Genomic DNA, 14,917 nt, shown 5'->3' on the forward strand with positions numbered 1-14,917 from the left:
TTCGGCGTTCAGTGCAGATGCAACTGCAGCGTCCAGGGCGTCTTCTGCCAGGCCACGGCTTCGGTGCGCAGCAACTGGGCGGACTGGGGGTAGCTCCTGGTCCAGCCTTCCGGCACGGTCAGGTGAAAGACGCTGTCCGAGCGGTGCAGGCGCATGCCCTGCAGATCGGGATCGCGCCGGGCGTGGCACAGCTGCACGGCCAGGCGCAGCGCCAGCAATGGCCAGGCCACGGCACGGTCCTCGATGGCAGCCTCGAGCTTGCGCAGCTTGCCCTGGTGGCCAAGCACCAGCTGGGTGATGCGTTCGCGCAGCTCCACGGGCCAGGTGGCGGCACTGCAGTGTTCGGTGATGTAGGCGCCGTGGCGGTGGTAGGCGCTCAGAGAGATGCGCATGCCGATCTCATGCAGGCTGGCAGCCGTGTCCAGTGCGTGCGTGGCCAGTGCATCGGGCGGCTGCTGCGCCTGCAGCGACTGCCAGGCCCAGCGTGCCACCTTGCGAACACGCAGTGCGTGGGATGCGTCAATGCCGAAGTCCTGTTGCAGCGCCGCGATCTCGGCGGCTTCGCGATCGGCAGGCGGCTCGTGTTCCAGCAGATCGTGCAGCACGCCCTGGCGCAGCGCGCCCTGTGCAACCTCCAGTTCGTCGATGCCCAGCAGGCCCAGGGCGGCCATCAGAATGCTCAGGCCGCCGGCGATGACGGCTCGCCGGTCTTCCTTGAGTCCAGCCAGGCGGATGCGGTCCACGTGACCGGCGTCCATCAACTGCTCATGCAGCCAGCGCAGGCTGTCGGGCGTGATCAGCCGCCCGGAGTAGCCGTTGGCCGCCAGGATGTCTCCCACGGCGTTGGCCGTGCCTGACGATGCATAGGCGCAGTCCCATGCGGTGGCTGGATAGGCCGATACGGTCTGGGTGAGTGCCGCCTGCGCCGCCTTGATGGCGGCCGAGAAGTGCGCGCGCGACAGCGTGCCCTCGCCAAAGAACTGCGTGCTCCAGGCCACGCTGCCTATGGGGTAGGAGGCCACCTGGCGCGCTTCGCCATGCTGGCCGATGATGACTTCGGTAGAGCGCCCGCCAATGTCCACCACCAGACGCCGTTGAGACGACGGCGGCAGCAGGCTGGAGACGCCGCGATAGATCAGCCGGGCCTCTTCCTCGCCCGAGATGACTTCGATGGGAAAGCCCAGCAGGGTGCTGCCTCGCGCGATGAAGACATCGCGGTTGCGGGCCTCGCGCAGGGTCTGTGTGGCCACGGCGCGGACCTGGTCGGCCGCAAAGCCGGCCAGCCGTTCGCCAAAGCGTGCCAGGCAGTCCCAGCCGCGTTGCATGGCTTCGTCAGTCAGTTCATGGCGCTCGTTGAGCCCATTGCCCTGGCGCACGGTTTCCTTGAGGTATTCCACGCGCTCTATGCGCTGGTGGCTGCCGACGCGGCCTATTTCGAGGCGAAAGCTGTTGGACCCGAGGTCAACGGCAGCGAGCAGGGATTCTGGTGCCATGAAAGAAACGCCAATCAAGATTCGTCGAGCACGATTGCACAGCGATGTCCGAGGGGGGGCAGGGCTGCACCTGTCTGGTGCCTGCTCGTGCGACACACAAGACTAAGACGGAATTGTGACATCGCGATGACCGGGTTCTTACATGGGAAGTCCTGCTGTTTGTGACGCCTTTTTTCCATGTCACATCAATGTCACAAAGCCTTCTTACAGTCCAGCCATCGCATCTTTCAACCCCTAAGAGGTCTGTACATGAAGTTGTCTGTGATTCACATTCTGGTGGCTGGTGCTCTGTCTGCGGGCGGCGTGGGCCAGGCCCTGGCTCAGCAGGAAGCCACCGGCGCAGGCGCCAGCTTCCCGGCTCCGCTGTACTCCAAGTGGGCTGCGGACTACAACAAGGCCACCGGCGTGAAGATCAACTACCAGTCCGTGGGCTCCAGCGCCGGCATCAAGCAGATCGAAGCCAAGACCGTGGACTTCGGCGCCTCCGACGAGCCGCTCAAGGATGAAGAACTGGCCAAGAAGGGGCTGGTGCAATTTCCCACCGTGATCGGCGGCATCGTGCCCGTGGTCAACATCAAGGGCATCCAGCCCGGCCAGCTCAAGCTGACCGGCCAGGTGCTGGGCGACATCTACCTGGGCAAGATCAGCAAGTGGAATGACGAGGCCATCAAGGCCCTGAACCCGGGCGTGAACCTGCCTGACGCCACCATCGCTCCCGTGCGCCGCGCTGACGGCTCGGGCACCACCTTCGGCTTCACCAACTACTTGTCCAAGGTCAATGCCGAGTGGAAGGAAAAGGTTGGCGAAGGCAAGGCCGTGAACTGGCCCACGGGCGCAGGCGGCAAGGGCAACGAAGGCGTGGCCGCCTTCGTGGGTCGCCTGCCCAACTCCATCGGCTACGTCGAGTACGCCTACGTCAAGCAAAACAAGCTGACCTACACCCAGCTGCAGACCGCAGGCGGCACCTTCGTGTCCCCTGATGACGCCACCTTCAAGGCCGCTGCTGCCGGTGCCGACTGGGCCAAGAGCTTCTACCAGATCCTGACCAACCAGCCTGGCAAGGAGGCATGGCCCATCACCTCGGCCACCTTCATCATCATGCACAAGGCCCAGGACAAGCCTGCACAGGCCGCTGCCTCGCTGAAGTTCTTCGAGTGGGCCTACAAGTCCGGCGACAAGACCGCCACCGACCTGGACTACGTGCCCATGCCTGACGCCGTCAAGAACGTGATCTTCCAATCCTGGGGCCAGATCAAGGACACCTCCGGCACTGCCATTTCCCTGAAGTAAACCCTGAAAAGGGGACCATGGCGCACCGCCGGCAGGTGCATCATGGCTCCCCTGATCCCTTCACAAACCGCGAATAAAGGCGCCTCACGTGTCCACAACGTCGCCCTCGAACTCGCTGGCCGCCTCTGCACAGGCTTCCCAGCGACGCACACCTTCTCCGCTACGCCCCCCGATGCTGTCGGGGCGCGTGGCGGATCGCTTGTTTGGCGCTCTCGCGCGTCTGGCCGCGCTGCTGACGCTGGGCCTGCTGCTGGCCATCCTGGCCTCGCTGCTGGTCGGTGCCTGGCCCGCCATCTATGAATACGGCCTGAGTTTCCTCGGCCGCAGTGTCTGGGACCCCGTTCGCAACGAATTCGGCGGCCTGGTCATGATCTACGGCACGCTGGCCACCTCGGCCATCGCTTTGCTGATTGCGGTGCCCGTGAGCTTCGGCATCGCGCTGTTCCTCACCGAGCTGTCGCCGGCCTGGCTCAAGCGCCCGCTGGGCACGGCCGTGGAGCTGCTGGCCGCCGTGCCTTCCATCGTCTACGGCATGTGGGGCCTGATGGTGTTCGGCCCCGTGCTGTCCACCTACGTGCAGCAGCCCCTGCAAAAGCTGTTCCAGGGCGTTCCCTATCTGGAGGCCTTCGTGTCCGGCCCGCCGGTGGGCATCGGCATCCTGTCGGCCGGCATCATCCTGGCCATCATGATCATTCCCTTCATCGCCTCCGTGATGCGCGATGTGTTCGAGGTCACTCCGGCCCTGCTCAAGGAGTCCGCCTATGGCCTGGGTTCCACGACCTGGGAAGTGGTCTGGAAGGTGGTTCTGCCCTACACCAAGACCGGCGTGCTCGGCGGCGTGATGCTGGGCCTGGGCCGTGCATTGGGCGAGACCATGGCCGTGACCTTCGTGATCGGCAACATGAACCAGCTCAACTCGCTGTCGGTCTTCGAGGCTGCCAACAGCATCACCTCGGCCCTGGCCAACGAGTTCGCCGAAGCGGGCGAGGGCTTGCACCAGGCTTCGCTGATCTATCTGGGTCTGGTGCTGTTCTTCATCACCTTCGTGGTGCTGGCTTGCTCCAAGGTCCTGCTCAACCGCCTGCAAAAGAATGAAGGAGCACGCTCGTGAGCAGCACCTCCACCAAGATGATCAATGCCGCCGAGCTGTCGCGCGTGCGCCAGGCCAAGTATGCCCAGCGCAAGCGTGTAAACCAGGTGGCGCTGACCCTGTCCCTGGCTGCCATGGCCTTCGGCGTGTTCTGGCTGATCTGGATTCTGTGGGAGACCATCACCCTTGGCATCGGCGGCCTGAGCCTGGCACTGTTCAGCGAGATGACGCCTCCGCCCAATGAGGCCGGTGGCATTGCCAACGCCATCTTCGGCTCGCTGATCATGGTGGCGCTGGCCACGTTCGTGGGCACGCCCATCGGCGTGATGGCCGGTGTCTACCTGGCTGAATACGATGCGCGTGGCTGGCTGGCCAATACCACACGCTTCGTCAACGACATCCTGCTGTCGGCGCCGTCCATCGTGATCGGCCTGTTCGTCTACACCGTGGTCGTGGCGCGCTTCAAGAGCTTTTCCGGCTATGCGGGCGTGGTGGCGCTGGCGCTGATCGTGATTCCCGTGGTCATCCGCACCACCGAGAACATGCTGGTGCTGGTGCCTGCCAGCCTGCGCGAAGCCGCCTACGCGCTGGGCACGCCCAAGTGGAAGGTCATCATCATGGTGACGCTGCGTGCAGCGCGCGCCGGCGTGATCACCGGCGTGCTGCTGGCCGTGGCCCGCATTGCCGGCGAGACCGCCCCGCTGCTGTTCACGGCGCTGAACAACCAGTTCTGGAATGCCGACCTGTCCAAGCCCATGGCCAGCCTGCCGGTGACCATCTTCAAGTTCGCGATGAGCCCTTACGAGAATTGGCAGCAACTGGCCTGGGCCGGTGTGTTCCTGATCACCGTGGCGGTGCTCGGTCTCAATATCCTGGCGCGGTTCCTGACCCGCCAGAAGTAATGCAGCAACAAGCAATCAACCAGGACAAGGATTCCGCAATGACTGCGACCTCTTCCAGCGCGCTGACCTCTTCCAAGCTGACGGTGCGCGACCTGAACTTCTACTACGGCAAGTTCCACGCCTTGAAGGGCATCAACCTGGACATTCCCGAAAAGAAGGTCACGGCTTTCATCGGCCCGTCGGGCTGCGGCAAGTCCACGCTGCTGCGCACCTTCAACCGCATGTTCGAGCTGTATCCCGAGCAGCGCGCCGAAGGCCAGATCTTGCTGGACGGCGAGAACCTGCTGACCAGCAAGCAGGACGTGGCGCTGATCCGCGCCAAGGTCGGCATGGTGTTCCAGAAGCCCACGCCGTTTCCCATGTCCATCTATGACAACATCGCCTTCGGCGTGAAGCTGTTTGAAAACCTCAGCTCCTCCGACATGGACGACCGTGTGGAATGGGCACTGCGCAAGGCGGCCCTGTGGGGCGAGGTCAAGGACAAGCTGCAGCAAAGCGGCTCGGGCCTGTCCGGCGGCCAGCAGCAGCGCCTGTGCATTGCACGCGGCATTGCCATCAAGCCCGAAGTGCTGCTGCTCGACGAGCCCTGCTCGGCCTTGGATCCGATCTCCACGGCCAAGATCGAGGAGCTGATTGCCGAACTGAAGAACGACTACACCGTCGTCATCGTCACGCACAACATGCAGCAGGCGGCCCGCTGCAGCGACTACACGGCCTACATGTACCTGGGCGACCTGGTGGAATTCGGAGACACCGAGCAGATGTTCTTCAAGCCCCAGCGCAAGGAAACGGAAGACTACATCACCGGCCGCTTCGGCTGAGCAGGAGCCATCGATGACCGAAAAACACCTTTCCAGCCAGTTCGACAGCGAACTCAACCGCGTCTCGGCGCGCGTCATGGAACTCGGCGGCCTGGTCGAGTCCCAGATCCGCCAGGCCGTCTATGCGCTGTCGCGCTTCAGCATCGAGGCCGTGGAGCAGGTCGATGCCGCAGAAAAGCGCGTCAATGCCATGGAAGTGGAGATCGACCACGAACTGTCGTCCATCATTGCCCGGCGCCAGCCCACGGCGCGCGATCTGCGCCTGCTGATCGCCTTCTCCAAGGCCACGGCCAACCTGGAGCGCATGGGCGACGAAGCGCACAAGATGGCGCGCATGGTCAAGTCCATCATCGAAAGCGGCGCCGCACGCTCCCTGCCCACGGGCGACCTGCGCACTGCGGCCGAGATGGCCTCGGGCCTGCTGCGCAAGACGCTGGACGCCTTTGCGCGCCTGGACACCAAGGCGGCCGTGGCCATCCTCAAGGAAGATGACCTGATCGACCAGGAGTTCGACGGCTTCGTGCGCAAGCTCATCACCTACATGATGGAAGACCCGCGCACCATCTCGGCCAGCCTGGACCTGCTGTTCCTGGCCAAGGCCATTGAGCGCATCGGTGACCATTCCAAGAATGTGGCCGAGCTGATCATCTATCTGGTGGAGGGCAAGGATGTCCGCCACCAGACCATGGATGCCATCGAGTCGGCAGTGCTGTAAGTGCCGGAGGCGAACAACGGATGAAGAAGATGCCCATGGTCCTTATCGTCGAGGACGAGCCCGCCATCGCGGAGCTGATCGCTGTCAACCTGCGGCACAACGGCTTCCAGCCGGTCTGGGCCGAGGACGGCGTGACCGCGCAGCGCGAGCTCGATGCCGTGCTGCCCGACGTGATCCTGCTTGACTGGATGCTGCCCGGTGCCAGCGGTCTGGCCCTGGCGCGCAAGTGGCGCGCCGACAGCCGCACCAAGGCCGTGCCCATCCTGATGCTCACGGCGCGCGGCGATGAGCCGGACAAGGTGGCGGGGCTCGATGCGGGTGCCGATGACTACATCACCAAGCCCTTCTCGACCCAGGAGCTGCTGGCGCGCATCCGTGCCGTGCTGCGGCGCCGCGCGCCCGAGCAGATCCAGGACAAGGTCAGCATCGGCGAGCTGGTGCTCGACGCCGCCGCGCACCGCGTGAGCTGGCAGGGCGACATGATCAAGGTGGGCCCCACCGAGTTCAAGCTGCTGCACTATCTGATGAAGCACCCCGAGCGTGTGCACAGCCGTGCCCAGTTGCTGGATAAAGTCTGGGGCGATCACGTCTTCATCGAGGAGCGCACGGTGGACGTCCACGTCAAGCGGCTGCGCGAGGCGCTGGGCATGGCCGGTGCATTGATCGAAACGGTGCGGGGCGCCGGCTACCGGCTCAGCGCGCAGGCGCTGGCCTGAGGCGGTCCTGCGTTCCAATGAATCCACGCATGGCCCCCGCAGGCCATGCCCGGGCGCCGCTGCCCCAGGCAGCGAATACAACGCAAAGAAGGCGCAAGTATGGGTTGGCGAGGTTTTCGCTTGTTGGCGTCCCAGATCGCGGGCGCATTGCTGGGATGGTGGCTGTGGGGCGCCATGGCGGCCTCCAGCCCCGGCATGGCGCCACAGGCCGTGGCGGCCCTGGCGGGTGCGTTGTGCGCGGGCTGGATCTGGTGGCTGGTGGACAGCTGGAACGCCATGCGCCTGCTGTCCTGGCTGCGCCAGTCGGAGCTGCGGGAGGCGCCTGAACTCAGCGGCATCTGGGGAGAAGCCAGCGTGCGCATGCGCCGCTGGCTGCGCCAGAGCGTGCAGCAGGTGCAGCAGGGCGACCAGCGGCTCAATGACATTCTTTCTGCCCTGCAGGCCAGTCCCAACGGCGTGGTCCTGCTGGATGCCGACGGCCGCATCGAATGGTGCAACCAGATCGCGGCGCGCCAGTTCGGCTTCGATGCCGAACGCGACCTGCTGCAAAGCATTGGCAACCTGGTGCGCGACCCCGAGTTCAGCGCCTATTTCGCCACCCAGGATTTCTCGCGCGATCTGGTCATGCAGGGCCGCGAAAGCACGGCCTCGCGCCCCGTCAAGCTGTCGGTGCAACTGTACGGCTATGGCGAAGGGCGCAAGCTGCTGCTGGCGCGCGATGTGACCGCGGTGGAGCAGGCCGAGGCCATGCGCCGTGACTTCGTGGCCAACGTCTCGCATGAAATCCGCACGCCGCTGACCGTGCTCGTGGGCTTTGTCGAGACGCTGCAGAACCTGCCGCTGGAGCCCGAGGAACGCAACCGCTACCTGGGCCTGATGGCCCAGCAGGCCGAGCGCATGCAGCATCTGGTGGAAGACCTGCTGGCGCTGTCGCGCCTGGAGGGTAGTCCGCTGCCCAGCAGCAACGAATGGGTGCCCGTGGCCCAGCTCATGCAGCGCTGCGAAAACGAGGCGCGCGGCCTGTCGTCCATGCTGACACGCAAGCAATCCCTGCCGCATGCGCTGAGCTTTCCGTCGGCCGAGATGCTGGCGCAGGCCGGCGAGGTGGCCGGCGCCAGCGCCGAGCTGCAAAGCGCCTTCTCCAACCTGCTGGCCAACGCCATGCGCTACACACCGGCAGGCGGGCGCATCGACGTCACCTGGGAGACCTTGCCCGATGGATCGGCACGCTTTGCCGTGCAGGACTCCGGGCCAGGGATCGAGCCCAAGCACCTGGCACGCCTGACGGAACGCTTTTACCGCGTGGACCGCAGCCGTTCGCGCGATACCGGCGGCACGGGCCTGGGCCTGGCCATCGTCAAGCATGTGCTGCAGCGCCATGGTGCCAAGCTGGGCATCACCAGCGCACCGGGCCAGGGATCGGAGTTTTCGGTGACCTTTCCGGCCAGCCGGGTGCGCATTCCTGCGCCCGAGGCCCGTGACAGCAGCGACAGCCGGGGCAGCCGCGCCGCATAGCGCGCTCTGACGGATGGCCGCTACCCGCTCAGCGGTTTGTGGCCTTGCGTACGACCGCGCTGAACACCACGGCGGTCACCAGCAGCGCACAGGCGCTGCCGGCCCAGAAGGGGGCGGGCGTGCCCGGGTGCAGCCAGGCGGGCAGGACGCTGTCCGTGCCATAGGCCAGCCAGTATCCGCCGGCCAGACCGCCACCCCATAGCAGCAGGCAATAGATGACCAGCGGCGCCACGGTGATGCGGTAGCAGCGCAGCACGAAGATGCAGAAAGTCTGGATGGCGTCCGCCACATGGTAGGCAGCCACCCAGGCCAGCAGGCTGGCGGTGATGGCCACCACCTCGGGGTTGCCGCTGTAGATGCGGGCCAGGCCCTCGCGGGAAAGGAACAGTGCACAGGCCAGCACCAACCCGCCCATTGCCGCCAATCGCCAGCCCATGGCGACCAGGCGCCGCGCCGTGACCTCGTCGCCGGCGCCGCGCCAGTAGCTGACCCGTGCGCTGGTGGCAATGGCCAGTGACAGAGGCACCATGTAGCACAGCGCCGCAAGGTTGGCGGCGATCTGGTGGCTGGCCGAGGCCAGCGTGCCCTGGCGCGCCACGAACAAGGCCATCAGCGTGAACGATGTCACCTCCACCAGAATCGCCAGTCCCGCAGGAATGCCCAGGCGCGCGAACTGCGCCAGCTGGGGCCAGTCCGGCGGCTCCATGCGCTGCCACAGCGCCAGCGGTGCGTACAGGCGTTGGCTGCGCATCAAAGACAAGGCCAGCGCGACCATGGCGTAGTTCACGATCAGCGTGGCCCAGGCGCAGCCTTCGGCGCCCAAGGCCGGCAGGCCGGCTCCGCCAAAGGCCAGCCAGATGGACAAAGGGATCTTGATCAGCAGCGACACCAGCTGCAGCCAGGTCACCAGCAAGGGGTGGCCCAGCGCCTGGTTGAGCGTGCTGTAGATGCGAAACAGCAGGGCGGCCGGCAGGCTCCAGGCCAGCACCGAGAGATAGGCCCGCACCTGCACCTGCAGCGGCAGCGGAACATCGGCCCAGCGCAGCAGTGCATCGGGAAACAGCAGCACGCCCATGCCCACGGCGCAGGCCGCCAGCAGCATGTACATGGCCTGCCGCAGCGTGCGGCCTATGACCTGGGGCTGTCCGGCGCCGCGGTGCTCGGCCCACAGCGGCAGCAGGGCCTGGAAAATGCCCATCAGCGAGACGTAGACGCTCACGAAGATGGCCGATCCCACGGACAGCGCCGCCAGCGCCTCTTCTGAATAGCGGCCCGCCACGATGGTGTCGGTCACGCCGAAGGCCATCACGGCCAGCTGCCCGGCCAGCACGGTCAAGGCATGCTGGGCAATGGTGCGTCGCTCAGCGCTCAGGGGGGCGTGCGCTGGCAGGTTCATGGCTTGACCTGGACGGGCCTCGCCTCAGGCCTGCGTTTCAAGACCAGAAGGAAGTCCTTGCGGTCGGTGGGGCGTACCACGCGGGCCACGGTCTCCCAGGTGGCCTGCAGACGTGCGCTGTGAGGATCCAGCCAGGTTTCTTCCTCGGCCACCATCCAGTCGCAGCGCGCGGCACCGGCCATGCTCAGGCGCTGGGTATCGATGTCACCGTAGTAGCGCAGCGCGGCAATGTGGGCGCGCGGCAGGCCATAGGTTTGAACGCAGCTGCCGTCCCTGGGCAGTTCGGCCAGTACCAGGCGCATCTGTGGCTCGAAGCTGCGCGCATGGTCCATCAGCGGCAGCCACAGCGTCATCAGCAGCAGCCAGGCCAGCGTGGCGCCACTGGCGGGCAGCACCAGGCTCTTCCAGATGGCCGCACGGTTGCGCGAGGTGCGCCAGGCCACGAGCACACACCAGGCCAGGGTGGCGGCCACCGCCACGGCGAAGGACAGCACCGAGAATTCCGGCGTGAACTGCGGGGCCAGCCTTGCCACATTGGCGGCGGGCTTGGCGGGAATGCCGGTCTGCAGCGAAAGCCAGATCACCCAGATGGCAATGGCCGCGGCGCTGAAGAACAGCAGGGTGAACCAGTCGATCAGGGCGCTGATGCTGCGGCGCAGCGTGGGCAGGGCAAAGGCCGCCAGCGTGGCGATGGCGGGCAGGCCCAGCAGCAGGGCGCGGTCTGCTGGCAGCGTGCTCAACGAAGCGATCACCGGAATGATGGCAAACCACAGCGGCAGCGCCAGATGGGGATAGCGCCGGGGCGTGGCGATCTGGCGACGCCAGACCCACAGCGTCCACAGTGCCAGCGGCCAGGCGGGCCAGCTGAACCACAGCAGCAGCCTGACCAGGCTTTGCCATTCCTTGGCAGTGCCGCTGTCCACCACGCGCCAGGCCCACTGGTCCAGCCACCAGGACAGTGCGGCCGCCAAGATCGTCACCGCCAGCCACAGCACGGTCCACAGGCGTGATGCGCGTGGGGCGGGCGTGGCTTCGTCGCCCCAGGTGCGCGAGAAGAAAGCCATGGCGGTACCGCCCAGGCCGAACAGCGTGGCCACGGTCGGCGCGCCGCTCAGTGCCAGGCCGGGCAGGCCCAGCAGCAATGCCAGCGTGGCCGTGCGGCCGTGGTAGGGCATGGCGGCGGCGGCAAAGAACAGCAGGGCCGCGCAGCCCAGCTGGGTCATGTAGCTGGTGGTTTCGTGGGAGAGCTGGGCCAGTCCCAGGCAGGCCACCAGGGCCAGCAACCCTCCGTCGGCCATGGCGCGCGCATAGTCGGTAGGCTGGGCCTCACCGCCAAAGGCAAAGGCCACGGGGCGTGCGCCCGGTGTGCGCGCCAGGTAGTACACGCCCCACCAGGTGGCCGCCAGCGTGATCACCAGCATGGCGATGAAGGGCAGGCGTGCCGCCATCTCCGGGTGCAGCCAGGAAGGTGCTCCCTGCATGGCCAGCGCACCGAGCCAGTACGAGAGCAGGCCTTCGGATTCGGGCAGCAGCCCCGCCATGCGCGGTGCCAGCCAGGAGGTATGGCCCAGGGCCAGCTCCCGCATGTAGCCGAAGGCCTCCATGTCGGCCATGCGCCAGGGGCTGCGCCCCACATATCCGGGCACGACATAGGCCAGGCACAGCAGCAGCAGCGACCAGCGCGGCAGGCGGCGCACGGCGCTTTGGGCAACGATGGCAGGGGTGGGCTGGTTCACTCACAGGACTTTCTGCAACGGAGGGCGCAAGAATACGCGAAGCAAGGGCCTCGAAAAGAATGGGGCATGCCTGGCCGGCATGGATTGGCCGGACTGCGAAAAACAAAAGGGCAGCGCGGTTGCCCGTGCTGCCCTTCTGGCCGGAGAAGCAGGATTTACTTCTTGCCGAAACGGTTGCGGAAGCGCTCCACACGGCCGCCCATGTTGTCCACCGACTTTTGCGTGCCGGTGTAGAAGGGGTGCGACTCGGACGAGGTGTCCAGCTTGAACAGGGGGTAGTCCTTGCCTTCGAAGGTTTCGGTTTCCTTCGTGTTCACGCAGGAGCGGGTCACGAACTTGAAGCCGTTGGACAGGTCCACGAACAGCACTTCGCGGTAGTTGGGGTGGATGCCTTCTTTCATGATCTTTCCTTCTGATGCAAGTGCGGTAGCCGTGCCTGACCCGCTGCAACCTTTGTAGCGGTTCAAATCAAGCGTACTTTCCGCAAGAAAAAGCCCTGCATTATCGCATAGTACTCAGTTCCGTGCCAAACCGGCAGGCCTGGGGCCCGTGTACGCCGCGCGCGGACGGATGATTTGCCGGGTGGCACGCTGCTCCAGCGCCTGCGCCAGCCAGCCGGCGCAGCGGCCCAGCGCGAACAGGCCGAAGGCGCTGCCCGGCGGCAGCTGCAGATGCCGTCGCAGGGCCACCAGCGCGAAATCGACCGAAGGCGCCTGCCCCGTCAGCGCCATCACCTCCTTGGCCAGCATCGTTGCCGGGCCATGCGCCGGCAGCATGTCAAGCAGCAGGGCGGCACGCACGTCGCCATCAGGGTAGAGGTGGTGGCCGAAGCCGGGCAGGGATTCGCCGCGCGCCAGACGCTGGCGCAGGCGGGTGGCGATCTGCTGCTCGCCCACCTCGTCCCACAGCGCTTCCACGCGCGCGGTCGTGCCGCCGTGGCGCCCGCCTGTCAAAGCGGCAAGGCCTCCCACCACGGCAGCGCGCAGGCTTGCGCCCGTGGAGGCCACGCAGCGCGCCGTGAAGCCTGATGCGTTGAGTTCATGGTCGGCGCACAGCACCAGGGCCATGCGCACGAGGTCCGCGCCTGGCGCATCCAGCTTCCAGGCCCGTGCGCATTGCAGATGGATGGCGGCCTTGTCCGGCACGGTGCCCAGCAGGCAGGCAGCCAGCAGGCGCAACAGCGCACCGCAGCCTGCCGCCAGCCGTTCGGGTGATTGCTGCCAGGCAGCGGTGGCCGTGTCATCGCTGGCGACGGTGAACAGGGGCAGCAATGTGTTTTCGCACGGTTGGCCTGCCATGCGCTGCTGCAGGTCGGACAGCAAAGGCGCGGCCTCCACGGCGTTTGCAGCGAAGGCTGCCTGGGTCGGGCATTGCCACAGGAGGGCGGCTGTCTCCTCCAGCGTGCGGGTTCGCGCCCAGTGCACGGCGTCCTCGCCCCGGTAGTACAGGCGGCCCTTTTCTATCAATGTGATCGTGGACTCCAGTACCGGCAGGCCCCAGCTGAGCGCGGCCTGCGCCACTTCGCGCGGCTTGCGGCCCTGGCCGCGCTGGCGTGCGAGCTGCTCGACCTCTTCGCGCAGGTAGCGGCTTTGGCGCGGCGTGTCTGCGGCGTGGGCCTGCAGCAGGCCTCGGCTGACATAGGCGTACAGCGTGGCACGGCTCACGCCCAGCAGCGCGGTGGCCTCGGTGGAGTTCAGGTAGTCGGGCATGGGTCGATCATATGTTGATTAATTGAATCAATATTGACAATATTTACCAGGAACCTATGGTGCGAGTTCCAAGCCTTGTTTCAGCTGCCAGGAGTGCTCCATGTCCCGTCTCCCTTTTCCCTGCGCTTTCGACCATTGCACCGGCCAGATCTGGGAGGCGCTGGATGGTGATCCGGCGGCGCTCCAACGTCTGGAGCAGCGAGGTCGTGGCTCCTTGGCCTCCGTGTTCCCGGTCTCCGATCTGGCGGCCGCCAGCCTGGGCGTGGCAGGCCTTTGCCTATCCGAGTTGATCGCGCAGCTCGACGCTGCAGCGCCGCGTGTGGTGGTGGATCGCAGGCTTGCCTCCTTGTGGTTTGGCCATAGCCTGCATCCGCAGGGCTGGGAGATGCCCGCGCTGTGGGATTCCGTGGCCGGCGACTACCGCACGGCGGACGGCTGGATTCGCCTGCATACCAATGCGCCCCATCACCGTGCAGCGGCACTGGCCGTTCTGGATGCGCCCGCCGAACGCGAGGCCGTGGCTGCCGCGGTCGAGCGCTGGGCAGCACAAGAACTGGAGTCGGCCGTTGTGGCGCAAGGCGGCTGTGCCGCAGCCATGCGCGGGCTGTCTGAATGGGCCGCGCACCCGCAGGGTCGCGCAGTGCAGCGGGAGCCCTTGCTGGCGTGGCAGATGCATCCACATCCGCATCCGCAATCGAGCCGGCATGCGGGTGCCTGGCAGCCATCGGCCAGGCGGCCGCTGCAGGGGCTGCGCGTGCTGGACCTGACGCGCATTCTGGCCGGCCCCGCTGCCACGCGATGGCTGGCGGGTCACGGCGCCGAGGTATTGCGCATCGATCCGCCGGGCTGGGAGGAGCCCGGCACGGTGCCCGAGGTCACGCTGGGCAAGCGCTGTGCCCGGCTGGATCTGCGGGCGCCACAGCATCGTGCCGTGTTCGAGCAACTGCTGGCCGGGGCCGATGTGCTGGTCCATGGCTACCGGGACGGCGCGCTGGAAGGCCTGGGATTCGGTGCCGCGTGGCGTCGGCAGGTGAATCCTTCGCTCATCGACGTGTCGCTCAATGCCTATGGCTGGAGCGGGCCCTGGCAGCAGCGGCGCGGTTTCGACAGTCTGGTGCAGATGAGCGCCGGCATTGCCGATGCGGGCATGCGTCAGCTGGGTCGCGACCGGCCCACGCCGTTGCCGCTGCAGGCGTTGGATCATGCAACGGGTTATCTGATGGCGGCCGCCGTGGTGATGGCGCTGGTGCGGCGCAGCCAGGGGCTGGGCGGCAGCACGGTGCAAGCCTCGCTGGCGCGCACGGCCCATCTCCTGGCGGGCCAGGGCGTCGGTGATCCGGACTCCTGCACGCTGGCGCCGGTGGACCGTTGTGCGGATTTCGGCGCGGCCGTCGAGGCCACTTCCTGGGGGCCCGCGCGGCGCCTGCGGGCGCCGGTGGAGGTGGCGGGCGCTCCCATGCACTGGGAGCGTGCGGCTTGCGCCCTGGGTACGGCTGCCGCTGTATGGTGAGCTGAATGCAAAACGCCCCGCGTG

13 protein-coding genes are annotated in these 14,917 nt (G+C 66.4%); 8 read left to right on the forward strand and 5 right to left on the reverse strand.

What is annotated here, in order from left to right; all coding sequences use genetic code 11:
• Positions 1 to 8: 8 nt before the first annotated feature.
• A complete protein-coding gene (locus tag HFGMBDPB_RS10865; protein ID WP_046238476.1) occupies positions 9 to 1,493 on the reverse strand; it encodes a Ppx/GppA phosphatase family protein in 1,485 nt (494 codons plus the stop codon).
• A 249-nt stretch (positions 1,494 to 1,742) separates the two neighbouring features.
• Between HFGMBDPB_RS10865 and pstS the strand changes: the two genes are divergently transcribed.
• From pstS to phoR, 7 genes are all read left to right on the forward strand, one after another.
• A complete protein-coding gene (gene pstS / locus HFGMBDPB_RS10870; RefSeq protein ID WP_016447462.1) occupies positions 1,743 to 2,783 on the forward strand; it encodes a phosphate ABC transporter substrate-binding protein PstS in 1,041 nt (346 codons plus the stop codon).
• A gap of 172 nt (positions 2,784 to 2,955) precedes the next feature.
• Entirely contained in the window at positions 2,956 to 3,894 is a 939-nt protein-coding gene (gene pstC, locus HFGMBDPB_RS10875) for a phosphate ABC transporter permease subunit PstC (protein ID WP_016447461.1), read from the forward strand.
• A 17-nt stretch (positions 3,895 to 3,911) separates the two neighbouring features.
• Positions 3,912 to 4,775, forward strand: a complete 864-nt coding sequence (pstA, locus tag HFGMBDPB_RS10880) for a phosphate ABC transporter permease PstA (protein ID WP_034347746.1) — start codon at positions 3,912 to 3,914, stop codon at positions 4,773 to 4,775.
• Between the two features lie 38 nt (positions 4,776 to 4,813).
• Positions 4,814 to 5,596: a phosphate ABC transporter ATP-binding protein PstB gene (pstB, locus tag HFGMBDPB_RS10885; protein ID WP_016447459.1), complete on the forward strand. Its 783-nt coding sequence runs from the start codon at positions 4,814 to 4,816 to the stop codon at positions 5,594 to 5,596.
• A gap of 13 nt (positions 5,597 to 5,609) precedes the next feature.
• On the forward strand, positions 5,610 to 6,311 hold the full coding sequence (gene phoU, locus HFGMBDPB_RS10890; protein WP_016447458.1) for a phosphate signaling complex protein PhoU: 702 nt from the start codon (positions 5,610 to 5,612) through the stop codon (positions 6,309 to 6,311).
• A 20-nt stretch (positions 6,312 to 6,331) separates the two neighbouring features.
• A complete protein-coding gene (gene phoB, locus HFGMBDPB_RS10895; protein WP_016447457.1) occupies positions 6,332 to 7,027 on the forward strand; it encodes a phosphate regulon transcriptional regulator PhoB in 696 nt (231 codons plus the stop codon).
• Between the two features lie 120 nt (positions 7,028 to 7,147).
• Complete coding sequence (phoR, locus tag HFGMBDPB_RS10900; protein WP_212645397.1) at positions 7,148 to 8,542, forward strand: phosphate regulon sensor histidine kinase PhoR; 1,395 nt, start codon at positions 7,148 to 7,150, stop codon at positions 8,540 to 8,542.
• 28 nt (positions 8,543 to 8,570) lie between these two features.
• On the opposite strand, the gene HFGMBDPB_RS10905 is transcribed toward phoR, so the two are convergent.
• The 4 genes from HFGMBDPB_RS10905 to HFGMBDPB_RS10920 all read right to left on the reverse strand — a co-directional run bounded on the left by HFGMBDPB_RS10905 (position 8,571) and on the right by HFGMBDPB_RS10920 (position 13,383).
• Positions 8,571 to 9,938 carry an MATE family efflux transporter gene (locus HFGMBDPB_RS10905; protein ID WP_016451342.1) on the reverse strand — a complete coding sequence of 456 codons (1,368 nt, stop codon included), beginning with the start codon at positions 9,936 to 9,938 and terminating at the stop codon, positions 8,571 to 8,573.
• Positions 9,935 to 11,674, reverse strand: a complete 1,740-nt coding sequence (locus tag HFGMBDPB_RS10910) for a glycosyltransferase family protein (RefSeq protein WP_016447454.1) — start codon at positions 11,672 to 11,674, stop codon at positions 9,935 to 9,937. Before HFGMBDPB_RS10910 ends, HFGMBDPB_RS10905 begins: the two co-directional genes overlap by 4 nt.
• Before the next feature lie 155 nt (positions 11,675 to 11,829).
• Positions 11,830 to 12,075 (reverse strand): type B 50S ribosomal protein L31, encoded by a 246-nt coding sequence (locus HFGMBDPB_RS10915; RefSeq protein ID WP_012206708.1) that lies wholly within the window; start codon positions 12,073 to 12,075, stop codon positions 11,830 to 11,832.
• Between the two features lie 114 nt (positions 12,076 to 12,189).
• Positions 12,190 to 13,383, reverse strand: coding sequence for a citrate synthase family protein (locus HFGMBDPB_RS10920; RefSeq protein WP_016447453.1), 1,194 nt, complete (start codon positions 13,381 to 13,383; stop codon positions 12,190 to 12,192).
• A gap of 100 nt (positions 13,384 to 13,483) precedes the next feature.
• Here HFGMBDPB_RS10920 and HFGMBDPB_RS10925 point away from each other — a divergent pair, with 100 nt between their 5' ends.
• On the forward strand, positions 13,484 to 14,893 hold the full coding sequence (locus HFGMBDPB_RS10925) for a CoA transferase (protein WP_212645398.1): 1,410 nt from the start codon (positions 13,484 to 13,486) through the stop codon (positions 14,891 to 14,893).
• Positions 14,894 to 14,917: the final 24 nt, after the last annotated feature.

Source organism: Delftia sp. PE138, from assembly GCF_018320755.1.
Taxonomy (GTDB): domain Bacteria; phylum Pseudomonadota; class Gammaproteobacteria; order Burkholderiales; family Burkholderiaceae_C; genus Comamonas; species Comamonas tsuruhatensis.